The sequence below is a fragment of the Croceicoccus gelatinilyticus genome (genome assembly GCF_018398395.1).
Lineage (GTDB): Bacteria > Pseudomonadota > Alphaproteobacteria > Sphingomonadales > Sphingomonadaceae > Croceicoccus > Croceicoccus gelatinilyticus.
This window is the reverse complement of the sequence record NZ_JAHCBF010000002.1, coordinates 512972-534659: the sequence shown is the minus strand read 5'-3', so window position 1 is coordinate 534659 and position 21688 is coordinate 512972. Positions and strand designations below refer to the sequence as shown.

The following is a 21688-nucleotide window of genomic DNA, read 5'->3' as shown; positions in this document are numbered from 1 at the left end:
GCGACAGGTTTTTGCCTGTCCGTCCCGCCCCGTTTTCGTTTCTGGTTCTGGCGGGTCTTAGCTAGCCGCTTCTTCCGTCGCCTCGACCGCTTCGAGAAGCTTCTTTTCAAGCGTCTTCAAACGGCTCTCGCTGGCAATCTTGTCGCCCAAGAGGTCGGTTACATAGAACGTATCGGCCGCACGCTCGCCATAATGGGTGATGTGGGCCGAATTCACGATCGTCTTTGCCTCGAACAGCGCGCGGGACAGGCGGTTCAGCAGGGCCGGACGGTCGCGGGCGTTTACCTCTACGACAGTGAACTTGTTCGAAGCCTCGTTGTCAAAATTGACGCGTGGGCGCACGTCGAAGGCATGGGCGCGGGTGCGCGCGGTGGGGCGGGCGGCCAGTTGCGGCACCAGCTTCACCTTGTTCGCCAGCGCGTCCTCGATCCCCTTCACCAGCCGCTGCATCTGCCCTTCTTCCATGAAGGGGCGGCCCAGCGGGTCCTGCACAAGGAAGTTGTCGACCGCGAGGCCATTGCGGGTCGTGTGGATGCGCGCATCGATGATGTTGCCGCCGGCAAGGTGGATCGCACCGCAGATGCGCGAAAAAAGGCCCGGGTGGTCGGCGGCCATGGCGGTCACCAGCGTTGCGCCGCGCGCGGCATAGTACTGCGTGTCGATCGACAGCGGCTGTTTGCCCATCGCGTCCATCTGGCGAAGGTTCGAGGCGATGACGTCCTCGGCCTCGGCAATCCAGTAGGACGGCTGCATCGTCTTGCCGAACTTTTCGACCAGTGCACCGCCGTCTTCGAGGATGTCGGTGACGAGCTGCTTTTTGATCTCGATCCGCTTGTCGCGGCCATGAACCTTGTGGCCCAGCCGGATGCGTTCTTCGGCCGCGTAGTAAAGGTCGGTGAGAAGCTGCCCCTTCCAGCTGTTCCAAGTGCCCGGTCCCACCGCGCCGATGTCGACAACGGTCAGGATAAGAAGCTGGCGCAGGCGCTCCATCGACTGGACTACTTCGACAAAGTCGATGATCGTCTTGTGATCGGCAAGATCGCGCTTGAACGCAGTGGCGCTCATCAACAGGTGGTGGCGTACCAGCCATGCGACCAGTTCGGTCTCCGTCTCGTCAAGGCCGAGGCGCGGGCAGACCTTTTCTGCCAGTTCCGCGCCAAGGACCGAGTGATTGCCCCCGCGGCCCTTGGCGATGTCGTGCATCAGCGTCGCGACATAGAGCGCGCGGCGGTGCTTTAGCTTGGGCAGCAACTCCGTCGACAGCGGGTGCGTGTCGTTCATCTCCCCGCTCTCGATCCGGGCGAGCGTGCCAATGGCGCGGATCGTGTGCTCGTCCACCGTGTAGTGGTGGTACATGTCGAACTGCATCTGCGCGACGACCCGGCCGAACTCGGGCATGATGCGGCCGAAAACGCCTGCCTCGTTCATCCAGCGCAGGGCCAGTTCGGGATTGTCGTGACTGGCCAGCAGATCGAGGAAAAGCGCGTTCGCCTTGGCATCGTTGCGCACGGTCCGGTCGATCAGCACGGCATCGCGGTCGGCGGCACGCATCGCCTCGGGATGGACTTCGACCCCTTCGTGATTGGCGAGGGTAAAGATTTCGACCATCCGCTTCGGGTCCTTCTGGAAGAAGGTGTCGTTGGGGATGTTGATCCGCCCGCCCGAAATCTCGAACCCCTTGATCGTGCGCTTGCGGTCGCGCAGGCGCGAAATCAGGTTGCGGCTGGCCCGCTTGGCGAACTGTTCGTCCAGCTGCGCCAGGAACACGCCCGTCAGCGATCCGACGCGCTTTGCCTGCAGGAAATAGAACCGCATGAAGCGTTCGACCGCGCTCTTGCCCGGGCGGTCGACGAAGTTCATCCGCTCCGACACTTCGCGCTGAAGGTCGAAAGTCAGGCGGTCTTCCTCACGCCCGGTGATCATGTGCATGTGGCAGCGCACGGCGAGGAAGAAGTTCTCCGCCCGGCGGAAGGCGCGGTATTCGGATTGCGACAGCAGCCCTGCGCCGACCAGTTCCGACGCGCTCTGCACGCGGTGGATGTACTTGCCGATCCAGTAGAGCGTGTGGAGGTCGCGAAGCCCGCCCTTGCCCTCTTTCACGTTGGGTTCGACGACATAGCGCGAATCGCCCATGCGCTTGTGGCGCGCATCGCGTTCTTCCAGCTTGTCGGCGACGAACTGGCGTTCCGTCCCCTTGACGACTTCCTTCCAGAACCGGTCACGCGCCTCGTCGTAAAGATCCTGATCGCCCCACAGGAAGCGGGCCTCCAGCAGGGCGGTGCGGATCGTCAGGTCCTGCTTGGCCATGCGGACCATGTCGTCCAGCGTGCGGCTGGAATGGCCGACTTTAAGGCCAAGGTCCCACAAGTAGTAGAGCATGGCCTCTGCCACCTGCTCGCACCACGCGGTGTTCTTCATCGGCGTGATGAAGCCGATGTCGACGTCGGACTGCGGCGCCATTTCGCCGCGCCCGTATCCGCCGACGGCCAGGATGGCGAGGCGTTCGCCACTGGAACGGTTGGCCAGCGGATAGACGTGGGTAATGACGTGGTCGTGGATGATGCGGACCAGCTGGTCGATCAGGAAGGATTGTGCCGCGGCTGCCTTGTGACCGGCAGCGGGCTCTTCCACCAACCTGTCGGCGATTTCCGCGCGGCCGGTATCGAGCGCGCCGCGCAGTAGCTTGACGATCGGCTTGCGGTCGAAGCTGTCCATGTCCTCGACCAGCGCGTCGAGTTTAGCGACGACGCGGCGGCGGTCGATGATGGCACGCTGGTTCGGGATACGCGGTGCGGGCAAGTCAGGTCCTTCCTTCACGCGCGGCAGGTCCGCGCGCCGTTTTCGTATGTCTTATATGGGCAGCGTTACGGCACAAGAAAACAGGGCAGGGTAACTGGCAGTTTGCGTAACGCGGCGACCTTTGTTCAGCCCCCTACCATCCCATCGCTCCCTGTGCCAAAAGCGCGCCGACGCGCCGGGGTTCCCTTCGGCCCAGACGGAAAGTTTAGTCGATTGCTTGAATTGCTTGCTGCCGCCGCCGAGACGGCGAACGCCCCGATCCACTGGGCAGACCTTGGCCTGAGGCCGGGAATCGACCTCGGCTTCTTCACGCTGCGCTATTATTCGCTGGCCTATCTGGCCGGCATCGTCGTCGGTTACTGGCACCTGACGCGCATGCTGAAGCAGCCCGGCGCCCCGATGGCGCAGCGCCATGCCGAAGACCTGTTCTTCTGGTGTACGCTGGGCATCATCCTTGGCGGGCGCATTGGTTATGCCACGTTCTACGAACCCTCGCTCTGGGCCAATCCGGACCAGCTGGTGCAGCTGTGGAACGGGGGAATGAGCTTCCATGGCGGCGTGATGGGCGTGTTGCTGGCGATCGCGTGGGTCGCGTGGCGCAACAAGCTCAATTTCATCCGCATGTGCGACTATATCTCGGTCAACGTCGCGTTCGGGATGCTGTTCGGGCGCATCGCGAACTTCATCAACGGCGAATTGTGGGGCCGCCCCACCGATGTCGCGTGGGGTATGGTGTTTCCGCGCGGCGGACCGATGCCGCGCCACCCCAGCCAGCTTTACGAAGCGGCGCTGGAAGGTCTTGTCATGATCATCATCATGCTCTCGCTCTTCTGGCTGACGCGGGCGCGCTATCGCCCGGGCTTTCTTGTCGGCGTATTCACCGCAGGGATCGCGCTCGGCCGCTTCACGGTCGAGTTCTTCCGCGAACCGGACGAGCAACTGGCCGAATTTGCGGCCAATACCGGGCTGTCGATGGGCCAGTGGCTCACCCTGCCGATGATCGCCATCGGTGTCGGCATCGTGATCTGGTCGCTGACGCGGCCCGCCATCGGCCAGCAGGCGAAAGCTCCGGTCGCCGACCCGGCCTGAGGGGGCGGGAATGGCACGGCGCGACCTTTCGGACCATTTCGCAGACCTGATTCGCAATTTCGGGCCGATCCCGCTCGCGCAGTACATGGCAGAGGCGAACGCGCACTATTACAGCGCGCGTGATCCGCTGGGCGCTGCGGGCGATTTCATCACCGCGCCGGAAATCAGCCAGATGTTCGGCGAGATGATCGGCGGCTGGCTGGCCGACACGCGGGCAAGGGCGGTGGCGGCGGGGCTGCCCGATGCCTCGGCTGCGGCTTATGTAGAACTTGGCCCCGGGCGCGGGACGCTGGCGCGCGATGCGCTGCGCGTGCTGGGCATGACGGGCGGTGTGCCGCGCGTGCACCTTGTCGAAGGATCGCCCGCCTTGCGCGGCGCACAGGGCGACCTCTTGGCAGGCGCGCAGTTCCACGACGATGTCTCGACCCTGCCAGAGGACCGCCCGCTTCTGGTCGTCGCCAACGAATTCTTCGACGCGCTGCCCATCAGGCAGCTTGTCCGCACGGCAGATGGTTGGCGCGAAATGACCGTGGCACTTGCCGATGACCGATTCGTTCCCGCCCCGGGCGACAAGCCGATGGACGCGGCAGTTCCCGCCCATCTTCGGGACAGCGCGGAAGGCACTGTGGTCGAAACCTGCCCCGCCGCATCGGCGATAATGCGCGAACTGTCCGAACGGGTCGCACGGCAGGGCGGGGCGATTCTCGCGATCGACTATGGCCACCTTGCACCGCGCACCGGATCGACCTTCCAGGCCGTCGCCCGCCACGAACGCGCCGATCCGTTTGCGGCGCCGGGAACTGCGGACCTTACCGCCCACGTCGATTTCGCAGCATTGGGAGAAGCGGGGCAGGCCGGAGGGCTTACGGTTACGGGCATGAGCGGGCAGGGCGCGTTCCTGATGGCACTGGGCATCGGGCAGCGCGCAGGCGCGTTGGCGCGGGCGAATCCGTCGCTTGCGGGCGACGTTCTGGAGGCGCTGAAACGCCTCGTAGACCCCGATCAGATGGGCGATCTGTTCAAGGTTATCGCCCTTCGCAGTCCGGCATGGCCCGAAGGTGCAGGCTTCGCAGCTGCGGAAACAGCGTAAAATGCCTGTTGGAAATTTCGCGCACCGTGTCTATGAGGCGCGCCAAGACGGGTCCTGTGCGGGGCGAATTGCCTCGTGCTGTCACGATTCCGTTCGGGTCCGGAGGCGGGCAGCTTTCCGGAAAGTCTGAAAACCTTCCTGCCCGGTAATCAGCCGGGCGGCCAGATCAGGGATGGCCACGCATGGCAGAGGCTACGATCGACAACACCGCGGTTGCGGATGGCGATGAAGGTGGTGTTCGTCGCCGCGACTTCATCGAAATCGCTGCGGTAAGCTTCGGCGGCGTGGGCGCGCTTGCGACCCTCTACCCGCTGATCAGCCAGATGGCGCCGTCCAAGGACGTGCTCGCCGAAAGCTCGACCGAAGTCGACATCTCCGCGATCCAGCCCGGCCAGGCTGTGAAGGCCGTCTTCCGCAAGCAGCCGCTTTTCGTGCGCCGCCTGACGGAAAAGGAGATCGCCGCGGCCAATGCCGTCGACGTGGGCTCGCTGCGCGATCCCAAGACGCTCGCCGAAATGACCAAGGAAGGTCATGAGGACATGCTCATCACGATGGGCGTGTGCACCCACCTCGGTTGTGTGCCGCTGGGCGCTGGCGAAGGCGAAGTGAAGGGCGAATTTGGCGGCTACTTCTGCCCGTGCCACGGTTCGCACTACGACACCGCCGCACGCATTCGTAAGGGTCCCGCTCCGACGAACCTCGAGGTTCCGGAGTATGAGTACACTTCCGACACCACTGTCAAAGTCGGCTGAGGATAAGAGACGATGAGCTTCCCCTGGGCGAACCACTACCAGCCGACCAACCCGCTTATGAAGTGGATGGACGAGAAGCTGCCGCTTCCCCGTTTCGTCTACAACGCGATCGGCGCCGGCTACCCGGTCCCGCGTAACCTGAATTACTGGTGGAACTTCGGCGTCCTCGCCGGCTTCTGCCTGATGATCCAGATCGTCACCGGCATCATCCTTGCCATGCACTACGCGCCCAACGCGCTGGTCGCATTCGATTCGACCGAGCACATCATGCGCGACGTCAACTGGGGCTGGATGATGCGTTACGCCCACGCGAACGGCGCGTCCGCGTTCTTCGTTGTGGTCTACACCCACATCTTCCGCGGATTCCTGTTCTCGTCGTACAAGGCGCCGCGCGAAATGATCTGGCTGCTGGGCGTCGTGATCTTCCTTCTCATGATGGCCACCGCCTTCATGGGCTACGTCCTGCCGTGGGGCCAGATGTCCTTCTGGGGTGCCAAGGTCATCACCGGCCTGTTCGGCGCGATCCCGCTGGTCGGCGAACCGCTCCAGGTCTGGCTGCTCGGCGGTTTCGCCCCTGACAACGCCGCGCTGAACCGCTTCTTCTCGCTGCACTTCCTGCTGCCCTTCGTGATCCTGGGCGTGGTCATCCTCCACATCTGGGCGCTGCACATCCCGGGTTCGTCGAACCCGACCGGCGTCGAAGTGAAGCAGGAATCGGACACGGTTCCGTTCCACCCCTACTACACCGCGAAGGACGGCTTCGGGCTTGCCGCGTTCCTCGTGATCTACACCGCGTTCGTGTTCTTCATGCCGAACGCGCTGGGTCACCCGGACAACTACATCCCGGCAAACCCGCTCTCGACGCCGGCGCACATCGTTCCGGAATGGTACTTCTGGCCGTTCTACGCGATCCTGCGCGCCTTCACGTTCGACTTCTTCTTCGTGCCCGCCAAGCTGCTCGGCGTGCTCGCGATGTTCGCAGCCATCCTGGTCTGGTTCTTCCTGCCCTGGCTCGACACGTCGCCGGTTCGCTCGGCCCGCTACCGCCCGCTGCTGCGCAAGTTCATCTGGTTCGGTTTCGTGCCCTGCATGGCTGCGCTGTTCTACCTGGGCGGCGCACCGGCTGAAGAACCCTACGTCATGTTCAGCCAGCTGGCCGCCGCGTACTACTTCGCGCACTTCCTGATCATCCTGCCCATCGTGTCGATGATCGAGAAGACCAAGCCTCTGCCGAACTCCATCACTGACGCTGTGCTCGCCAAGAACGGCGAAGCGGCAGCCGAATAACCGGCCGGAATAGGGAAACAGACAAATGGTCCGTCTTATCGGCATCCTCGTCGGCATCTTCTTCAGCGGCTGGCTCCTCGTGAGTCTCGCGGTCGGCTTCTTCACCTGGGCGAGCGAGCCCAAGGTCGAAACGGCCGAACACGTGTTCCACGAACACCCCAAGGCGCTGCACCTTGCCAGCGACGGCCCCTTCGGCCACTTCGACCTCCAGCAGGTCCAGCGTGGCTACAAGGTCTACAAGGAAGTCTGCTCGGCATGTCACTCGCTGCGCCACGTCGCTTTCCGCGACTTGGAGCAGCTGGGCTACACCGAAGCACAGGTTAAGGCAGAAGCCGCGACCTGGATGGTTCCGGGTATCGATCCGGTGACGGGCGAAGACACCATGCGTGCCGCCCTGCCGACCGATTACTTCCCGAAGCCGTACCCGAACGACGTCGCCGCTCGCGCTGCCAACAACAACGCGATCCCGCCTGATCTTTCGCTGATGGCCAAGGCCCGCCACAACGGTGACGCCTATGTCTACTCGCTGCTGACCGGTTACCAGGAACAGCCTGCGGAACTGCTCGAGGAATTCCCCGAGGCGAAGACTCCGGACGGGCTGCACTACAACCCGTACTTCCCGAACCTGAACCTCGCCATGGCGCAGCCGCTTATGGACGGGCAGGTGGACTTCGACGACGGGTCGCCCAACGATCTCGACTCGATGTCGCAGGATCTTGCCGCGTTCCTCGTGTGGACGGCAGAGCCCACGCTCGCCAAGCGCCACGCGACGGGCTGGCCGGTCGTGCTCTTCCTCCTGATCGCGACGGTCCTGGCATACCTTGCCTACCGCAACGTCTGGCGGAACGAGAAGCACTGAGCTTCCCGATAAGCGAACACGAAAAGGGCCGCCGGATCGAACCGGCGGACCTTTTTCTTTGCCCGATTGCCCTTAACGCTTTGGCGCGTGTCAGCGGGTACGGATGCCGAAGATCTCTTCCGCGATCAGGCCGTCGTTGCCGTAGATGTTCTGACTGCCGGTAACCGAATGACAGAGCACTTCGGCGCCGGCGATCCCGGCGCTCTCAAGGTGCCCGCCCATCGCGAAATAAGGTTCGTCGTTGAGGTGGGCGAGCAGGTCCTCGATCGTCTCCCACTGCTCGAACACGAAGATCGTGTCGGTCTTGCCCGGATAGACCGCCCATTCGTAGGCGATGCACCCCTTCTCGGCGAGCGCGGCATCGATGTGTCCCTGTGCGCTCAGCAGCGTGGGCGCGGCCTCGCTCTCCATGCGGATCCAGCCCGCGACGATTACCTGCATCTCTCCGTTCTCCGTTCTTTTGCGTGAACGGCATGGCTAGCCCTGAAAGGGGGCCGGAGAAAACTGGCGGAAAGGGAAGGTGGCCATGCAAGAAGGCGTTGACGAAACGGGCCGAGCAGTGGCAAGCGCAACCCCGCACTTGGTGAGCGGGTATAGCATAGTGGTAATGCTCTAGCCTTCCAAGCTAGCTAGAGGGGTTCGATTCCCCTTACCCGCTCCATCTTTACAGTTGGTGTCTGCGCTTCTCAGGTTCTGGGGCTTCTGACGGGGCGGGTTCGCCTCTGGCCAGTGCCACGATCGAGGCCAGTTTTCCCTTCACTTCGATGTCGACGCCGCGGCCTTCTTTGGCCGGGGTCAGGATGATTCGGTCGATCAGGGCCCTGATGACCTGGCCGGCTTCCTTGCGGGCGTTCGGGTCGGCCAGCGCCTCGTTCAGCTTTGTCACCTGTTGCCGGTATTGTTCTGCAATGCCCGGGTGGAGGGCGACGACGGGTAGCGCCTCGATCTCGGCCAGCTGGGCTGTCGCCTTGTCGCGTTCGGTGCGGGCCTTTTGCAGCGCCTCGCGGATCTCGGAAAATTCCTCTCCCCCTTCGGCCAGTGCGGAGACCAGCCTTGCGACCTTTCTTTCGGCGTCGGCCTTGCGCTGTTCGAGGCGCGCGCTTTCGCGGCGGGTCTCGCCAGCGCGTCGCGTGTATTCCTGGTGGTATTCGCGCACGTAGATCGACACGAGTTCAGGATCGAGCAGGCGGCGTTCCAGCCCGTCGAGCACGCGGCGTTCGTAGCTTTCGGTCGTGACCTGGCGGCGGTTGTCGCACAACGCGCCTTCGACCTGGCCGCCGCATCCCCACAAGTTCGCGGACTTGACGTTCCAGCCCGCGCCGCAGCAGCCGCATTCGCCCAGTCCGGACAGGAAATGGCGCGGCCGGCGCTTGCGATCGGGCATCGTGGTGCGGTTCGATTCCAGCTCGTCCTGCACCTTCTGCCAGAGTTCGTCGTCGATGATGCGCAGATGGTCGACCGGTTCGACGATCCATTCGCTGGCCGGATTCGGGCGGATGCGCGTCTTGCGCGTCACCGGATCGATCACCTTCGACGTGCGGTTGTGGACCAGTTGGCCGATGTAGATCCGGTTCGACAGCATCCCATTCCCGCGCGTGCGATCGGGGCGGATAGTCGTCGCACGCCAGCGGGTGCCGCGCGGGCCGGGGATGCCTTCCTTGTTCAGTTGCAGCGCGATCGCGCGCGGGCTGGTGCCCGAGGCGTATTCGGTGAAGATGCGGCGAACAATCTCTGCCTGCTCATCGTCGATCACACGAAGCCCGCGAATCGGGCGACCGTTGCCGTCGATGCGGTTGGCGGTGCGATAGCCGTAGGCGATGCCGGCGGGCGAGCGCCCCTGCCGGACCGTGCCGGTCTGCCCGCGCTTGATGTTGTGGCGCAGCTCTACCCGCATCTGTTCGTCGAGCAGGCCCTTGATGGCGCCCTTGAAGCTGTCGATCTCTCCATCGCCCAGCGTGAAGAGGCGCGCGCCGTTGTAGTTCAGCCGTTCGCGGATCGAGTGGGCGTCGCCCTGGTGGCGGGCGATGCGGGACGAGGTGTCGACCAGGACCTGTTCGATATCGCCTTGTTCGACGCGTTCCAGCAGGGCGGCGAGACCGGGGCGTTGCCCTTCGGCCATGCCCGCCCCGCCGCTGACCGCGTAGTCGGTGAAGACGTCGACGACGGCCCAGCCTTCGCGGTCCGCGCGTTCGCGGCAGACGTCGACTTGCTGGTCGATCGAGCGGCTGTTTTGCAGCGCCGAACTAAATCTGGCGTAGATCAGGGTCCGCATGGGCTTCCCGGCTTCCGGCGCGTGATCGCGCGCGCTCTATATCCCGCGCAGCGGCGGCGCGCGCAAGGGCCTGCACCAGCGCGACCAGATCGGCGTCGGGCTGCGGGGCCGGAATGCGCGCGGGGGCGTTCATGGCTGACGGTTCCCGCGTGCCTTGGCGCGATTGGCTTTTTCAACCGAACTTGCGTCCATGCCGAGGCGGGGGCGGTCCAGTTCGACGGGCTCTTGCATCCATTCTGGGATGGGGAGACCGGGGTTTGCGAGCAGCAAAAGGATATCCGCGTGACAGGGCCCGCCATCGAGCGCGCACCAGCAGGCAAGGTCTTTGCCCGCCAGATCGGAGGCATGACGCCGCAGGCGGCGGTACATTGTCATCTGGATATCCGTGTCGATGTCTTCGGAAAACGAGATGAAGCCACGCGCGAGTTGGTAGAACTTCGCGGCGCACTGGGCGCGGGTGCCGTGTTTGCCGACGATGAAGGGGTTGCCCCATCGGCTCGGTCGTCCGACGTGCACCGCGTTGTCCGGCATGCGCCAGCCCTTCGCGCGGGAGAGACGTATGCGTTGGGGGGCGTTCATCCGAATTCACCCGTGCGTCGGCCAATCGCGCCGATGAAACGATCCCGACCTAGGTCATTCGCGAAGGTCAGGAGTATCTTGTGCGGGCCATGATCCGGATCGACGGAGTAGCTGCGCAATTCGCCGAGCGTATCGACCATCGTTTCGGCGGGTGTTTCATCGAGCAGCGCGAATCGCGCGTAATCCTCGTAGTCGGTATCGTCCCAGATGACGCCAATGCCGCCACATTCACCGCAGCCTCCACCGGGCTGGCAGCGGAATATTTCGGAATAGGGATAGTCCTCGGTGCTGACGTATCCCTGGCAGCTTTCCTGACAGCCGGAGCACGGTCGCCAGAAGCCATCGCCTTCCTCGACCAGTTCGGCAATGCGCTGCTTGATGTAATCGACCTGATCAGCTTCCACGCGCGTCGGCGGCGCGAGTTCGTAGCTCATTTCATCGCGCGGGCCGTCAGGTCCGTTCGGATGCGTGATGCGCTCGGCCTCCGCCAGCGTGTAGAGCCCTGCCGCGCTGATCTCGGTCGTGTAGCCCTGCGAGTTGGGGCGATAATAGTATCCGGCCTTGCGGATCAGATACATCGGGCCACGGGTGTTGCTGGTCATGAGTGCGGGCACTCCCAATCACAGTCTTCGGTACCCGCGAGGGTGCACGTGCCATCGGGCAGCATGCCGCAGTCGAAGTTGTTCCGACATTTGTCCCATGTTTCGCCGCAGCATTCACAGAGACCGTCGTCTTCATCAGGCGCGCAGTGATAGTCGGCGACTGCCTCGGGGTCGGGGAAGCCGCACTGGCGACATTCGTCCGGCGCGTGGTCGGAGTCGTCGAGGCAAACCCGATCGCCGCAGGATGGGCACCAGAGCGCGCCATCAGACATGCTCCAAGCGTGGCTCATTCCCCATCCCCCCAAAGAGCGCGGACAACGGCCTCGCCAAGATTGACGTTTGCTTCCCAATGTTCGGTGTTGCCGCAGTCCTCGAAAAAGATCGCTTTGGTGATCTTCTCGACAAGGGCAGACCGCTCCATCAGCCCCGTGCCGGTGTCGAGAGAGGCGAGGGCGGTGCGTCCCTTGTCGGTCAATGTCGCAATCGAGTGGTCGGTGCTGGTGCAATGCGCCACGCTGATATAGCCAGCGTTTGCCGCCGCGTTGAACGTGTCGGGATCGCGCCCTTCATGTTCTTCGCAAAAGGCGTTGATCCAGTTCCCGCGCCAATCGCCCGCGTCGGTTTCGCCGCCTGTCGCAGCCATGATTTCGAGAAACATGGCCATGCGCACCTCCACCACATCGCGGTTAGCTGTGCGTTTCTCTACTTCGATGCGGTGGCGGGCGGCGTTCAACAGAACATAGGCGTGAGAGCCTTTTCCGAGGCCATGCGGGACCAGCGCCTTCGCATCGTCAAGGTCAAGTAGTGCGTCTATGCACTCGATCAGCTTGGCATTGTCGCCGCTGAACGTGTCAGGGCGCGGCTGCGTCACGGTTATCTGTTCAGTCATGCGAACCTCCCTTGCGGGCTTCGAGCATGGCGTCGGCGTAATCGTACCGAAGCATGGTCATGACCGCCCAGAGAGTAGCGCGCTCAGCATCGCAATTCATGTTGATCGGAGATTTGCCAGACCAGCCACAAACCTCTGCGGCGTCCGAAATTGTGACCGGTGCCTGACCGGCGAACCAGTCGCGCAGGGTCATCCCTGCACGGGCGTCGATGCCTCCATGCTCAACTTGCAACAAGGTCGGAAAAGCGGGCGGGTTCTCGATCATGCGATTTTCCTTTCGATCTGCGCTGACGGCGCGTCGTACTTGCCGACTTCGTTGCCCCAGGCGGACCAGCCCGGGCGGGTGTTGCGGGCGAAGAGTTCGATGCGGGGGACGGCGCTGAACATGCGTTCGAGCCGTTCGTAGGCCTCGACAGGCTTGCGGCTGTGTTCGGCGCGTGGGGCGATGATCAGCTGGCGCACGTCGTGCGCGGCGACGGGGACGCCCTTGCCGCGCTTGAACAGCCAGCAGGGTTCGACCTGCTTGCGGCTGTAGTACCCCATCGACATGGGCGGTGGGGGAATGTCGCCGGTGAAGAGGTCGACCTGGTTGGCGTGGACCAGCTTCTGCTTGGCCCAGTAGAACAGGTCCGTCACGAAAGTCGGGAAGCCCCATGCCGCAGCCAGATCAAAGGCAACGTCGCAGTGGCTGCCGACGATCCACATCGCCAGTACTGCGTCCTTTGCCGCCATCTCGGCGATCGGGAGCGCCGACATCTCCTCGATCGACATCGTGGGATAGTGGTCTTCTGCCTCGCGGAAGGTTTTCTCACCTACCGCTTTGCTACTTGAGGCGCGCGCCTTCGCGAAACGCTTCTGCGTCGGCGTGCGGCTCCTGCCGTCGTGCGTCTCGAAGGACCAAGGCGGGTCGGCGTAGAACAGGCGAAAGCCGGTGAGAGGGGCGGCGGCGGTCATTGCATCGTCGCCCGTGTCGCGGCAGCGTGCGCGCCATGGCATACGAAACCGAAACGGCCGGCGAACTTGCGCTGGCGATCGTCACCCGATTCCTTGCAAACCAGATCGATAGCGGAGCCGTCGATCCCGAAGCGGTCGCGCGCCTGGTGCGCGATGCCGCGCAGGACGTCGCCACGGCGGAGCCTGCCTTCGGCGTGGTTGCCGATCGTCGCGCCGAAGCAATCATCGGGGCGCTGCCCGATGGCTGGGCCAGCGGCGATCCCGACTGGCAAGAGCCTGCCTGACACGATCATATCGCGCTATGCAGCCGTGCCAGACGGCGCTGGCGCGTCACGTTGCGCAGCAGGCGGCAGCGGGTGAGGCGGAGGCGTTCCTCGTCCTCTGCTGCCGTCAGCTGGCGCGTGTTGCGCAGGCCGATGAGATAACGCAGCCGCGCGTCGAGCGTGATTGCGTCGTAGCGGTCGAGATTGGTCATGGCCTGCGTCACCGTGCGGCGGCGATCGCGCCCGCGATTGCCAGCAAGAGCGGGATCGACAGGACAAGGCCGTTGCGGATGCCGCGGCGCAGGCGCATTGGCGCCATCGGATCGTCGCGGAGCATCCAGTCCTGCGAATAGGGATCGTTCATGGCGTTGCAGGCTCCATCAAGAGGATGAGGGCCGCCGCCGACGTGATCGCGATGGCGACCATGACGAGGAACATCATGGCGTCGCGCCAGTCGGCGGCGGTGTAACCCCGCACAACCTCAATCAGGTCGGCAGGCTGTTCTGGCCTACCGCTTCGCTGATTGAGGCCGTGTGGGGCCGGGGGAATGGGGGTGTCGCGCCAGTCCATCACAGGGCACCGGCGAGGAAGACGAGAACGGCGACGGCCGCGCCGAAGAGGGCGATGGCGAGTTCGCGCCAGTAGGCCTGCAGAAAGCTCATGCCGCGTCCTTCATTGGTTGGGCCGTGTCGCCGGTGGGCACGGGTTCGAACGGGCGGTAGGGCGGCACGTGGTCCTGCCCTGCCGGATCGTGGGCGAAGTAGCGGGCGAGGCGTTGCAGGCCGCGCGCACGCTCAACATGATCGGGATTGCGTTCTGCCGCTTCGACCGCGCGGTCGCGGGCGGTGGCCAGGGCCGCGACCCATTCGGCGCGGGAGCAAAGATCGATCGCCACGATCAGCTTTGCGAACTGGATCGGCGTTGCCTCGTCCGTCCGGTCGGCCACGTCCTGTTCGAGCTGCGGCACGGTGCCGCCTGCGAGGAGGGCGATGGCCGCCCACGGGCGCAGCAACACCATGGCCTGTTCGTGGGCGAGCTGGTTGGCGGCGACCGCAGTCATCGCCGTCTTCCGGCGCAGCGCGTATTCGCGGGTGGCGACCGTAGCCAGCGAGGCGGTGTCGGCGCGCATCAGGCGGATTTCCTGCGGCCTACCGCTTTGCTGCTTGATGCGGATTTTTTCCGGCCTACCGCTTTGCTGCTTGAGGCCGTTCTGGTCTGGCCTACCGCTGCGCTGCTTGAGGCCTTGGCCTTGCGCCTGCGCCGCTTCGGCAGGCGCGGGGCGGCAAGGTCCGGTGTCTCGAACAGGTCCGCAAAGGCGACGGTGCGGTTGCCCGCGGCGTCGAGGTGGCGGCGGGGATCGTGGGCGACGGGCAGCATGGCGACGAAAGTGGTGCCGTCCGCGTTGTGGCGGATGATGCGCACCGGATCGCCATGGGGCGCAAGAAACGCGCGGCTGCCGGCATGGGGAAAGTCGGAAAAGTTGCGAAGCATGGATGAACCCCTTTCGTCCACGCGGGAATAAATGCGGGATATGTCCCGTGTCAAGGGGCTAATGCGGGGCATGTCCCTTTGCATTGATCGACGGGCGCGGTGGCGCCACACTCGGCCCGGATACTGGAGACGTGGGAATGCGAAATGCCTGGTTGCCGCTGGTGGGACTGGCGATCATCGGATGGTTCGTGCTGTTTTCGGACGCGGGCGACCGCCATTCCGCAGCGGAGCGGGCCAGCCAGTGGGAAGAGAACCGGCTACACGATATCGAGAGGGCGGGCCTGCGATCCTTGCGCGCAGGGATGCGCGAGCCCGACGCGATGGAAGTGCGCGGGGTCCATGTCGCGGCGCGCGGTCTTAACGGCGCGTCGGTGCTATGCGGGGAAGTGAATGGCCGGAACGGCTATGGCGGGATGACCGGGTTCCAGCGGTTCATGGTGATCGCCGACGTGCCTATGACGGAAAGGGCGGGCGGCGAAAACTTCGGCGGGTTGTGGAGCGATGCCGGTTGCTGACCGGCGTCAGCCCAGCAGTTCGTTCGGCATCATGATCCGGTGAAGGTGCGAGACCTGCCGGCGCGGTAGCCTGAAGACGGTGGGCGGGTTGTACTGTTCCAGTTCGACGTACTGCGTCGTCTGGCGCACGAGCTTTTTCACGAGGACGGAGACGACCGCGTCTTCGGTACCGTCGTTGAGCTGGACCAGAACGAAATCGCCAGGGCCCGCATGCCGATCGGGCTGAACGATGCCGATCTCTCCCGCAAAGAAGCGGGGTTCCATAGATGATCCATGGAAGTAGATGGCATAGGCCTTGCGGTCACCCGCCAGCACGGCGGGGCGCTTGATGTAGCGGACATGATATTCCGGGTCGAAGCTGGAGCGTTCCACTTCGATCTCTTCCCCCGATTCGTCGATAACTGCAAGTTCTGCGCAATCGCCGGTGCCGACGAGCGGAATGCCAAGTTCGGTCGGCTTTTCGGGGATCCAGTCGCGGCGCACGTCCTGGATCGAGACTTCGCTTTGTACCTGGTCTGGCGAGGCCGTGAGGCCGAGGAGGTATTCGGTCGTCGTGTCGAGCACTTCGGCCAGTTTCAGCATGACGGGGCCGGTGGGCATGCGCTTGCCGCGCAGGATATCCCGGATCAGGTCGGGCTTGCCGATCGCCTCTATCGACAGATCGCGCGGCGAACGGCCGCTGGCATCGACCCTTTCGCGCACGCGTTCGGCAAGGATTTCACGTTCATTTTTCACGCGGGGAGTATCCCGCATCCTGAAATCAACAGAAAGCGGGACATGCCCCGTTGACTGATGCGGGATATGTCCCGTATAGAATGCTCCGTCTACGAGGAGCACCGATGAACCTTACCGATCATCTCAACGCCTGCGCCGAGCTTTGGGCGGAAGCGTCCGGCAAATCGGTTGCACGGCTTTCCACCATCGTCGTCAACGACGGCAAGTTCTTTGCGCGGCTCGGCACCGGCAAGCTCGGCATCCATACGGCTACGCTCGAAAAGTTCGCGGACTTTTTCGCCGATGCAGGGGCCTGGGACGAAGGTCGGATTCCAGCGGAGGTGGGCGAGTTCATTCATAGGGTTGCAGGTATCACGCCCGACGCGGCGCTGTCGCCCGATGGTGAGGCGCAGGATATCGGCCCCGAGATCGGGCCGGACCACGACTACGACGAAAGCGAACCACGGACCGGCGGGCAGGACCCTGCCGGTGGCGACAGCTCTTCCGGTGCCGGACACGTTACCCCCGACGGTGCGCCGGGAGAGCTGTTTGCGTTTTCGCACGACGTCCTCGATGCCCCCGCGCTTTGCCCCGAATGCGACCTTCGCACCGACGACGTGCGCGTCGCCCAGTGCGTCTTGCAGCGCTGCCCGCGCCGGATCGCGGCATGAGCACCGATCGCACCCAGCGCTTGTCGCCCGACGAACTGGCCCTGAAGATCGCGACCGCCGATGCCGTGCGCGCGGCAGGCGGGCAGGATTTCGTGGCCGAGAACTGCGGCCGTTCACAAGGCGTGGTGTCGGATTACTGTTCGCGCACGACGCGCAGTTTCATGCCGCTGGATATCGTCGCCAAGGTCGAGGCGCTGGGCACCGGCGCACCGGGCGCGCCGCATATCACGCGGGCGCTGGCACGGGCGCAGGGCCTGCCGCTGGACGGGCCGCGCGCTGCCGTGGGCGAAGGGTTCGACCTTGGTGACTGGATGGCGTGGCTGGCGCGCGAAAGTGCCGACGTGATGGCCTGTCTTGCAGGCGAGGATCTTTCCGCCCGGTGCGAGAGCCTGTCGGTTTCCGCGCGCGAGAAGCTGTGCCGCGAGCTGGACCAGATCGAGCACGTGATCGAGCAGCTGCGCCACGTGATGGCGTCGGCCGGTGCAGGCGACGGGGCAGGGAATTGCGGAACGAACGGGGCCGGTGGGCGCGGCTGACAGCGGGACGACGAACGCCGTGCTGCGATGCGGCGGGGACTGGAATTCTTGAGGGAGCATAGCGGTATCATGCTGGCGAAAAGTGGGTCGGGGAGTGGTTCGGGGACAGGTGTCGGGTTCGGGACGGCAAGGGCCGAAGCGGTCGAAGATGGCGCGAACTGGAATGTGAAGGGCCTGATGGCCAAGGACAGTCAGGCGCTGATCCGGTGGGCCGAACGGGCGCAGCCCGGTGCACGTATCGCCTACTTCATGCCGTCGGCGACGACGCCGAGCATGCCGCGCGATTGCCCCAAGCCGATCTACAACATCGTCAAGTGGCTGGAGATGCGCGGCCTTGCGACGCCGCATTACCTGGGCAAGGCCGCGGGCGGGCCGGTCTATATCGTCCAGCGCGGTGCGCGTCCGTGGACCCGGGGGCTGGACGTTCACCGCGCGACGCATGATCCGCGCCCCCTGCCGGAGCCGGAGGCATGATCGCCGCCGAGACTTTCCTTGCCGGGAGAGTGCTGCCGTTTCCGGCCATCGCATCGCGCGTCCCGCCCGCGTTTCATGCCTTTCCGGCAGGGTCGCGCGACTGGAACGTGACGGCCGTGGTGGTCGATGCCGGTGCGCGGATGACCGATGGCCAGATCGTCGTCGAGATCCTGACGGACGGCGAAGTCAAAGCACAACCGATGAGCCTGCGGCGAGCACGTGCGATGGTGCGCAGCCTTGCGCGCGGGATCGACGCGGCAGGCGCGGAGGCGGTCTGTGTCGCCGTCGATGGCGTGACCTTTGCAATGGATGAAGCCGAGGCGCTGCGGGACGTTCTGACCCGCGCGGTGCGGCGGTGTGAGGCCGAGAGGCGGGGAGGGAAGAATGCTTAGAGCCGATGTTGCAAGCTGGATCGACGAGCGGTGCAAGGTCACCAGCCCGGATATGTCGACCGAGGTCGACTATCTATTCAGCGTCTTCCAGAGCTGGTCGGCATCAACCGGGCGAGGATTGGTTGGTTCTGCATACGTCCGGCATTTCCGTCGGTGCCTGACCGATCTGGGCTACGAGTTCACACGTTGCGGACCCAACGGCAGATATCACTGCCTTGGACTCGCTATCGCCCCGGCAGAGGAGTCTCCAGACACCGACCGGAATAGCATCGGCGAGCCGGTTCTGCCGCTGGCCGATCTGGGAGAGATGCAAGTCTGGGCCGCGAAGATCGTGGCGCGCGATCCCGATTTCGTCATCGGCGACAACTACATGCACCGCTGGTTCGTGGTGCCGCGCAATCCCTGGCAGAACGTCTACCTGCACCGCATCCTGAAAAGCGACGACGACCGCGCGCTGCACGATCATCCGTGGGACAATCGCACGCTGGTCATCGTGGGGCGTTATATTGAACACCTTGCCGATGGGCGGCAGGTCCTGCGCGTGGCGGGCGACGTGATCGAGCGGAGCGCGGACACACTGCACCGGCTCGAGGTCCTTCCCGGCGAGGGTGCAGTCACGCTGTTCATGACCGGTCCCAAAAAGCGCGAATGGGGTTTCGCCTGTCCGCAAGGGTGGGTGCACTGGGAAGACTTCACCGCCGCGGGCGATCCCGGCCAGATCGGGCGCGGGTGCGGCGAACATGGCGATCGCACCGTCACGAGCAAGCCCGGCGAGAAGCCTTTCGACCTGAAGAAGTTCGTCAAGGTCAAGGTGACCGGCGATGACATCAGCGTATCGCGCGCCGCCGCGGATCAGGAGACGGCACGGTGAGCCCGCTGGCCATCGCGCTGCTGTCGTTCTGGCTGGGCGGCGTGTTCGCGATCATGTCGTTGTCGATCATCGCAGCGCGGATGGACGGTAAGCGCTGGCCCGAGCTGAGCGAGCTCGTCTGGGCACTGGCGTGGCCTCTCACCCTGTTCATGCCGAACCTGTCATGAGCGGGGAGGGGATGATCGCGGCGCGGCCCGAGCGGCAAGCGGCTTCGGCGGACGTGATCGCCGAGAGGGCGTCGTGCGTCACCGTGCTGGAGCGTCTGCGCGACCGGCTGTCGCAGCTGGCGGGGCCGGTGGGCGCTTCGGGGCAATCGGACGGGCTGGTCGAGGCCCATGCGCTGCGCATCGAGTGCCAGCGGATCGACGCGGCCATCGACGGAATCGGACAGGGTTTGCACCGGTCGGACGCCATTTCGGCGCAGGACCCCGTGCTGCCCGAAGAGATGGAGGACTGACCATGGCGCGGGCATCCACTTCACGATTGGCGGTCAATCCGGTGCTGGGCTTGCGGCCCAGCCTGGAGAACTGCCGGGTGCCCGACCTGAAGATCGACGGCAGCTACCAGCGGTCGATCGACAACGGGTCCAGCAAGGACCTTATTCGCCGGATCGCGCAGCACTGGAACTGGTCGCTGTTCCATCCGCTGTCGGTGGCGCGGCGCGCGGACGGATCGCTGTGGGTGGTCGACGGGCAGCACCGGTTGGCAGCGGCCCGGTTGCGCCGCGACATCTATGACCTGCCTTGCGTCGTCACGCGGTACGACAGCGCCGAGGACGAGGCGGCATCGTTCGTCGCCATGAACGTCCAGCGGCGCGCGATGACGGCGATCGACCTGTTCCGCGCCGCGCTGGCATCGGGCGACGATACCGCCCGCAAGGTTGCGCGGCTGCTGGACCGGGTGGGCCTGACGCTTGCGCCGCATACGAACTTCACCGCGTGGAAGCCGGGCATGGTATCGAACATCGGCGGCATCCAGAAAGTGTTCCGCAAGTCGGGTGAGGCGCTGACCCACCGTGCACTGGTGCTGACCGCGCAGGCCTTTGAAGGCGAAGTGCTGCGGTACGCGGGCACGTTGTTTTCTTCCATCGCGCAGCTGTTGCACGACGCCAAGGGGCAGATCGACGACGAGCTGCTGCTGATGGTTCTGCAGGGCGACAAGCAGAAGGGCTGGGTCGCGGCAATCGAGATCGAACGGGCACAGCAGGCCGTGGCGCGCCACGTCGCCGGCGGATGCGTGCTGCTTACGGCCTATCAGGAAGCACTGGGGTGTGACGACGATGAGTGAAGTGGTGGACATGCCGGTGCGCGATACGCGGCGGCGGGCGGTGCGGGTGCGCGCAGGCAGCTTGCGAGCAGCATTGAAGGACGTGCTGGGCGCTGTCGCAGGGCGCAGCGAATTGCCGATCCTTGACCATGTCGTGATGACGGCGGGCGACGGGGCGATATCACTGGAATCGACCGACCTCGACATGTGGATCCGGCGCGAGCTTGCCAGCGACGACCGCGACGGGGCGGGAAGCGCGGACTGGGTCAAGTCGATCCGCGGCTTTTCGGTCGCGGTACCGGCCAAGCCGCTGGACAAGATCCTGGCAGGTGTCGACGCCGATGCCATGGCGACGATCGCGGTGGAAACCGACGAAGGCGCGCCCGACGACCTGACCGATGGCTATGGCGGGCAAGTAACGGTGAGCGCAGGGCGCGCCCGGTTCCGGCTTGCCTGCCTGCCACCTGCGGAGTTTCCGCGCGCGGCCAAGGCGGCGTGGGAACTGGAGTTCGACATGGATGCCGGCGGTCTGGCGGATGTGCTCGCGCGCGTCAGTCACGCGGTATCGAGCGAAGAGACGCGGTACTACCTGAACGGGGTGCTGTGGCATGTCTGGCAAGAGGACGGGCATGGGGCCGAGCTGCGTTTTGCGGCGACGGACGGCAACAGGCTGGCCCGTCTTGGCATGGACGTGCCCGAAGGGGCGATGGCGCTGGCGCCGACGATCGTCCACCGGCGCACCGTCGCGCTGCTGGAAAAGCTGTTGCCGCAAGCCGTGAAGGCGGCCGCCAAGGATGCACCGGCGGCGGTTTCCATCGCGCGCGATGGATCGGAGACCGGCGGGCTTATGCGGTTTGCCATGGACGCGGCGGACGGCGGGGCGATCGAGATCGTGGCGAAGTCGATCGACGGCACCTTTCCCGATTATGCCCGCGTGATCCCGGCGAGCACGGTGCGCGAGGCGACATTGCCGCGCGGCGCGCTGTCCGAGGCGGCGCGGCGCATTTCGGCGTTGAGCGAGGAGAAGAGCCGCGCGCTGAAGCTGGCACTGTCCGCCGATGCGGTGACGCTGCGCGCGGCGGTGCCCGGACTGGGTTCGGCGGAAGAGGCGCTGGCCTGCAGGTACGAGGGCGAGGGATTCGAGATCGGGTTCAATGTCGATTATCTGCGCACGGCGCTTGGCGCGATCGCGGCGGACGATGTCGTCGTCGGGTTTGTCCAGGACAGCGTCGGGCCGGTGACGGTGCGGGCATCGGGCGGCGACGATGATGACAGTTCGTCGCGTCTGTTGCAGGTCCTGATGCCGATGCGAGTCGCCTGATC

31 protein-coding genes and 1 tRNA gene are annotated in these 21688 nt (G+C 64.8%); 17 read left to right on the top strand and 15 right to left on the bottom strand.

Annotation, left to right across the window (positions count from 1 at the left end; genetic code table 11):
- Nucleotides 1–57: 57 nt before the first annotated feature.
- A complete protein-coding gene (locus KIH45_RS06500) occupies nt 58–2799 on the bottom strand; it encodes a [protein-PII] uridylyltransferase (protein WP_213175182.1) in 2742 nt (913 codons plus the stop codon).
- 213 nt (nt 2800–3012) lie between these two features.
- On the opposite strand from KIH45_RS06500, the gene lgt reads away from it, so the two are divergent.
- The 5 genes from lgt (at nt 3013) to KIH45_RS06475 (ending at nt 7876) form a co-directional block, all read left to right on the top strand.
- On the top strand, nt 3013–3888 hold the full coding sequence (gene lgt, locus KIH45_RS06495; protein ID WP_213175181.1) for a prolipoprotein diacylglyceryl transferase: 876 nt from the start codon (nt 3013–3015) through the stop codon (nt 3886–3888).
- Between the two features lie 10 nt (nt 3889–3898).
- Complete coding sequence (locus KIH45_RS06490) at nt 3899–4978, top strand: class I SAM-dependent methyltransferase (RefSeq protein ID WP_225899698.1); 1080 nt, start codon at nt 3899–3901, stop codon at nt 4976–4978.
- A gap of 182 nt (nt 4979–5160) precedes the next feature.
- Nucleotides 5161–5730, top strand: coding sequence for a ubiquinol-cytochrome c reductase iron-sulfur subunit (gene petA / locus KIH45_RS06485; RefSeq protein ID WP_213175180.1), 570 nt, complete (start codon nt 5161–5163; stop codon nt 5728–5730).
- A 12-nt stretch (nt 5731–5742) separates the two neighbouring features.
- On the top strand, nt 5743–7017 hold the full coding sequence (locus KIH45_RS06480) for a cytochrome b (protein ID WP_213175179.1): 1275 nt from the start codon (nt 5743–5745) through the stop codon (nt 7015–7017).
- A gap of 25 nt (nt 7018–7042) precedes the next feature.
- Entirely contained in the window at nt 7043–7876 is an 834-nt protein-coding gene (locus tag KIH45_RS06475; protein ID WP_213175178.1) for a cytochrome c1, read from the top strand.
- A 90-nt stretch (nt 7877–7966) separates the two neighbouring features.
- On the opposite strand, the gene KIH45_RS06470 is transcribed toward KIH45_RS06475, so the two are convergent.
- The gene (locus KIH45_RS06470; RefSeq protein WP_213175177.1) at nt 7967–8317 is read right to left on the bottom strand and encodes a putative quinol monooxygenase; all 351 of its coding nucleotides are present in this window, start codon (nt 8315–8317) and stop codon (nt 7967–7969) included.
- 146 nt (nt 8318–8463) lie between these two features.
- Between KIH45_RS06470 and KIH45_RS06465 the strand changes: the two genes are divergently transcribed.
- Nucleotides 8464–8537, top strand: a tRNA-Gly gene (locus KIH45_RS06465).
- 3 nt (nt 8538–8540) lie between these two features.
- Here KIH45_RS06465 and KIH45_RS06460 read toward each other — a convergent pair.
- From KIH45_RS06460 to KIH45_RS06430, 7 genes are all read right to left on the bottom strand, one after another.
- The gene (locus KIH45_RS06460) at nt 8541–10148 is read right to left on the bottom strand and encodes a recombinase family protein (RefSeq protein ID WP_213175176.1); all 1608 of its coding nucleotides are present in this window, start codon (nt 10146–10148) and stop codon (nt 8541–8543) included.
- Complete coding sequence (locus KIH45_RS06455; protein ID WP_213175175.1) at nt 10120–10281, bottom strand: hypothetical protein; 162 nt, start codon at nt 10279–10281, stop codon at nt 10120–10122. Before KIH45_RS06455 ends, KIH45_RS06460 begins: the two co-directional genes overlap by 29 nt.
- A complete protein-coding gene (locus KIH45_RS06450; protein WP_225899697.1) occupies nt 10278–10727 on the bottom strand; it encodes a DUF4326 domain-containing protein in 450 nt (149 codons plus the stop codon). Before KIH45_RS06450 ends, KIH45_RS06455 begins: the two co-directional genes overlap by 4 nt.
- On the bottom strand, nt 10724–11329 hold the full coding sequence (locus tag KIH45_RS06445; protein WP_213175173.1) for a hypothetical protein: 606 nt from the start codon (nt 11327–11329) through the stop codon (nt 10724–10726). The genes KIH45_RS06450 and KIH45_RS06445 overlap by 4 nt, the downstream gene beginning before the upstream one ends.
- Nucleotides 11330–11615: 286 nt before the next feature.
- Entirely contained in the window at nt 11616–12218 is a 603-nt protein-coding gene (locus tag KIH45_RS06440) for a hypothetical protein (protein WP_213175172.1), read from the bottom strand.
- Entirely contained in the window at nt 12211–12483 is a 273-nt protein-coding gene (locus tag KIH45_RS06435; protein WP_213175171.1) for a hypothetical protein, read from the bottom strand. Before KIH45_RS06435 ends, KIH45_RS06440 begins: the two co-directional genes overlap by 8 nt.
- Nucleotides 12480–13172 carry an MT-A70 family methyltransferase gene (locus tag KIH45_RS06430; protein ID WP_213175170.1) on the bottom strand — a complete coding sequence of 231 codons (693 nt, stop codon included), beginning with the start codon at nt 13170–13172 and terminating at the stop codon, nt 12480–12482. The genes KIH45_RS06435 and KIH45_RS06430 overlap by 4 nt, the downstream gene beginning before the upstream one ends.
- 35 nt (nt 13173–13207) lie before the next feature.
- Here KIH45_RS06430 and KIH45_RS06425 point away from each other — a divergent pair, with 35 nt between their 5' ends.
- Nucleotides 13208–13456, top strand: coding sequence for a hypothetical protein (locus tag KIH45_RS06425; RefSeq protein WP_213175169.1), 249 nt, complete (start codon nt 13208–13210; stop codon nt 13454–13456).
- Nucleotides 13457–13461: 5 nt separating this feature from the next.
- On the opposite strand, the gene KIH45_RS06420 is transcribed toward KIH45_RS06425, so the two are convergent.
- The 5 genes from KIH45_RS06420 to KIH45_RS06400 all read right to left on the bottom strand — a co-directional run bounded on the left by KIH45_RS06420 (nt 13462) and on the right by KIH45_RS06400 (nt 14926).
- The gene (locus tag KIH45_RS06420) at nt 13462–13647 is read right to left on the bottom strand and encodes a hypothetical protein (RefSeq protein ID WP_213175168.1); all 186 of its coding nucleotides are present in this window, start codon (nt 13645–13647) and stop codon (nt 13462–13464) included.
- An 8-nt stretch (nt 13648–13655) separates the two neighbouring features.
- Entirely contained in the window at nt 13656–13799 is a 144-nt protein-coding gene (locus KIH45_RS06415; RefSeq protein ID WP_213175167.1) for a hypothetical protein, read from the bottom strand.
- Complete coding sequence (locus KIH45_RS06410; protein WP_213175166.1) at nt 13796–14005, bottom strand: hypothetical protein; 210 nt, start codon at nt 14003–14005, stop codon at nt 13796–13798. The genes KIH45_RS06415 and KIH45_RS06410 overlap by 4 nt, the downstream gene beginning before the upstream one ends.
- 88 nt (nt 14006–14093) lie before the next feature.
- Complete coding sequence (locus tag KIH45_RS06405) at nt 14094–14564, bottom strand: hypothetical protein (protein ID WP_213175165.1); 471 nt, start codon at nt 14562–14564, stop codon at nt 14094–14096.
- The gene (locus KIH45_RS06400) at nt 14564–14926 is read right to left on the bottom strand and encodes a hypothetical protein (RefSeq protein ID WP_213175164.1); all 363 of its coding nucleotides are present in this window, start codon (nt 14924–14926) and stop codon (nt 14564–14566) included. The genes KIH45_RS06405 and KIH45_RS06400 overlap by 1 nt, the downstream gene beginning before the upstream one ends.
- A 137-nt stretch (nt 14927–15063) precedes the next feature.
- Here KIH45_RS06400 and KIH45_RS06395 point away from each other — a divergent pair, with 137 nt between their 5' ends.
- Entirely contained in the window at nt 15064–15441 is a 378-nt protein-coding gene (locus KIH45_RS06395) for a hypothetical protein (protein WP_213175163.1), read from the top strand.
- A 6-nt stretch (nt 15442–15447) separates the two neighbouring features.
- Here KIH45_RS06395 and KIH45_RS19320 read toward each other — a convergent pair whose 3' ends face one another.
- Nucleotides 15448–16176 (bottom strand): S24 family peptidase, encoded by a 729-nt coding sequence (locus KIH45_RS19320; RefSeq protein WP_213175162.1) that lies wholly within the window; start codon nt 16174–16176, stop codon nt 15448–15450.
- Between the two features lie 104 nt (nt 16177–16280).
- On the opposite strand from KIH45_RS19320, the gene KIH45_RS06385 reads away from it, so the two are divergent.
- The 9 genes from KIH45_RS06385 (at nt 16281) to dnaN (ending at nt 21686) form a co-directional block, all read left to right on the top strand.
- Entirely contained in the window at nt 16281–16826 is a 546-nt protein-coding gene (locus tag KIH45_RS06385; protein WP_213175161.1) for a hypothetical protein, read from the top strand.
- Complete coding sequence (locus KIH45_RS06380; RefSeq protein ID WP_213175160.1) at nt 16823–17362, top strand: hypothetical protein; 540 nt, start codon at nt 16823–16825, stop codon at nt 17360–17362. Before KIH45_RS06385 ends, KIH45_RS06380 begins: the two co-directional genes overlap by 4 nt.
- 69 nt (nt 17363–17431) lie before the next feature.
- A complete protein-coding gene (locus KIH45_RS06375; protein ID WP_213175159.1) occupies nt 17432–17836 on the top strand; it encodes a hypothetical protein in 405 nt (134 codons plus the stop codon).
- On the top strand, nt 17833–18228 hold the full coding sequence (locus KIH45_RS06370) for a hypothetical protein (protein ID WP_213175158.1): 396 nt from the start codon (nt 17833–17835) through the stop codon (nt 18226–18228). Before KIH45_RS06375 ends, KIH45_RS06370 begins: the two co-directional genes overlap by 4 nt.
- Nucleotides 18221–19099 carry a hypothetical protein gene (locus tag KIH45_RS19075; RefSeq protein ID WP_225899696.1) on the top strand — a complete coding sequence of 293 codons (879 nt, stop codon included), beginning with the start codon at nt 18221–18223 and terminating at the stop codon, nt 19097–19099. Before KIH45_RS06370 ends, KIH45_RS19075 begins: the two co-directional genes overlap by 8 nt.
- Nucleotides 19096–19266, top strand: coding sequence for a hypothetical protein (locus tag KIH45_RS06360; protein ID WP_213175157.1), 171 nt, complete (start codon nt 19096–19098; stop codon nt 19264–19266). The genes KIH45_RS19075 and KIH45_RS06360 overlap by 4 nt, the downstream gene beginning before the upstream one ends.
- Nucleotides 19263–19556: a hypothetical protein gene (locus KIH45_RS06355; RefSeq protein WP_213175156.1), complete on the top strand. Its 294-nt coding sequence runs from the start codon at nt 19263–19265 to the stop codon at nt 19554–19556. Before KIH45_RS06360 ends, KIH45_RS06355 begins: the two co-directional genes overlap by 4 nt.
- Before the next feature lie 2 nt (nt 19557–19558).
- Entirely contained in the window at nt 19559–20386 is an 828-nt protein-coding gene (locus KIH45_RS06350) for a DUF6551 family protein (protein ID WP_213175155.1), read from the top strand.
- Nucleotides 20379–21686, top strand: a complete 1308-nt coding sequence (gene dnaN / locus KIH45_RS06345; protein WP_225899742.1) for a DNA polymerase III subunit beta — start codon at nt 20379–20381, stop codon at nt 21684–21686. The genes KIH45_RS06350 and dnaN overlap by 8 nt, the downstream gene beginning before the upstream one ends.
- The last annotated feature ends 2 nt before the right edge of the window (nt 21687–21688 follow it).

What these genes read in the sequence shown, in the direction of transcription:
- petA (WP_213175180.1), top strand. Translation starts at nt 5,161, where the DNA reads ATGGCAGAGGCTACGATCGACAACACCGCGGTTGCGGATGGCGATGAA.
- KIH45_RS06355 (WP_213175156.1), top strand. Translation starts at nt 19,263, where the DNA reads ATGAGCGGGGAGGGGATGATCGCGGCGCGGCCCGAGCGGCAAGCGGCT.
- KIH45_RS06450 (WP_225899697.1), bottom strand. Translation starts at nt 10,727, where the DNA reads ATGAACGCCCCCCAACGCATACGTCTCTCCCGCGCGAAGGGCTGGCGC.
- KIH45_RS06420 (WP_213175168.1), bottom strand. Translation starts at nt 13,647, where the DNA reads ATGACCAATCTCGACCGCTACGACGCAATCACGCTCGACGCGCGGCTG.
- KIH45_RS06400 (WP_213175164.1), bottom strand. Translation starts at nt 14,926, where the DNA reads ATGCTTCGCAACTTTTCCGACTTTCCCCATGCCGGCAGCCGCGCGTTT.
- KIH45_RS06490 (WP_225899698.1), top strand. Translation starts at nt 3,899, where the DNA reads ATGGCACGGCGCGACCTTTCGGACCATTTCGCAGACCTGATTCGCAAT.
- KIH45_RS06475 (WP_213175178.1), top strand. Translation starts at nt 7,043, where the DNA reads ATGGTCCGTCTTATCGGCATCCTCGTCGGCATCTTCTTCAGCGGCTGG.
- KIH45_RS06405 (WP_213175165.1), bottom strand. Translation starts at nt 14,564, where the DNA reads ATGCGCGCCGACACCGCCTCGCTGGCTACGGTCGCCACCCGCGAATAC.
- KIH45_RS06430 (WP_213175170.1), bottom strand. Translation starts at nt 13,172, where the DNA reads ATGACCGCCGCCGCCCCTCTCACCGGCTTTCGCCTGTTCTACGCCGAC.
- KIH45_RS06480 (WP_213175179.1), top strand. Translation starts at nt 5,743, where the DNA reads ATGAGCTTCCCCTGGGCGAACCACTACCAGCCGACCAACCCGCTTATG.
- dnaN (WP_225899742.1), top strand. Translation starts at nt 20,379, where the DNA reads ATGAGTGAAGTGGTGGACATGCCGGTGCGCGATACGCGGCGGCGGGCG.
- KIH45_RS06440 (WP_213175172.1), bottom strand. Translation starts at nt 12,218, where the DNA reads ATGACTGAACAGATAACCGTGACGCAGCCGCGCCCTGACACGTTCAGC.
- KIH45_RS06470 (WP_213175177.1), bottom strand. Translation starts at nt 8,317, where the DNA reads ATGCAGGTAATCGTCGCGGGCTGGATCCGCATGGAGAGCGAGGCCGCG.
- KIH45_RS06460 (WP_213175176.1), bottom strand. Translation starts at nt 10,148, where the DNA reads ATGCGGACCCTGATCTACGCCAGATTTAGTTCGGCGCTGCAAAACAGC.
- KIH45_RS06350 (WP_213175155.1), top strand. Translation starts at nt 19,559, where the DNA reads ATGGCGCGGGCATCCACTTCACGATTGGCGGTCAATCCGGTGCTGGGC.
- KIH45_RS06445 (WP_213175173.1), bottom strand. Translation starts at nt 11,329, where the DNA reads ATGACCAGCAACACCCGTGGCCCGATGTATCTGATCCGCAAGGCCGGA.
- KIH45_RS06395 (WP_213175163.1), top strand. Translation starts at nt 15,064, where the DNA reads ATGCGAAATGCCTGGTTGCCGCTGGTGGGACTGGCGATCATCGGATGG.
- KIH45_RS06425 (WP_213175169.1), top strand. Translation starts at nt 13,208, where the DNA reads ATGGCATACGAAACCGAAACGGCCGGCGAACTTGCGCTGGCGATCGTC.
- KIH45_RS06375 (WP_213175159.1), top strand. Translation starts at nt 17,432, where the DNA reads ATGCTGGCGAAAAGTGGGTCGGGGAGTGGTTCGGGGACAGGTGTCGGG.
- KIH45_RS06385 (WP_213175161.1), top strand. Translation starts at nt 16,281, where the DNA reads ATGAACCTTACCGATCATCTCAACGCCTGCGCCGAGCTTTGGGCGGAA.
- KIH45_RS06455 (WP_213175175.1), bottom strand. Translation starts at nt 10,281, where the DNA reads ATGAACGCCCCCGCGCGCATTCCGGCCCCGCAGCCCGACGCCGATCTG.
- KIH45_RS19075 (WP_225899696.1), top strand. Translation starts at nt 18,221, where the DNA reads ATGCTTAGAGCCGATGTTGCAAGCTGGATCGACGAGCGGTGCAAGGTC.
- KIH45_RS06370 (WP_213175158.1), top strand. Translation starts at nt 17,833, where the DNA reads ATGATCGCCGCCGAGACTTTCCTTGCCGGGAGAGTGCTGCCGTTTCCG.
- KIH45_RS06410 (WP_213175166.1), bottom strand. Translation starts at nt 14,005, where the DNA reads ATGGACTGGCGCGACACCCCCATTCCCCCGGCCCCACACGGCCTCAAT.
- KIH45_RS06415 (WP_213175167.1), bottom strand. Translation starts at nt 13,799, where the DNA reads ATGAACGATCCCTATTCGCAGGACTGGATGCTCCGCGACGATCCGATG.
- KIH45_RS06435 (WP_213175171.1), bottom strand. Translation starts at nt 12,483, where the DNA reads ATGATCGAGAACCCGCCCGCTTTTCCGACCTTGTTGCAAGTTGAGCAT.
- KIH45_RS06380 (WP_213175160.1), top strand. Translation starts at nt 16,823, where the DNA reads ATGAGCACCGATCGCACCCAGCGCTTGTCGCCCGACGAACTGGCCCTG.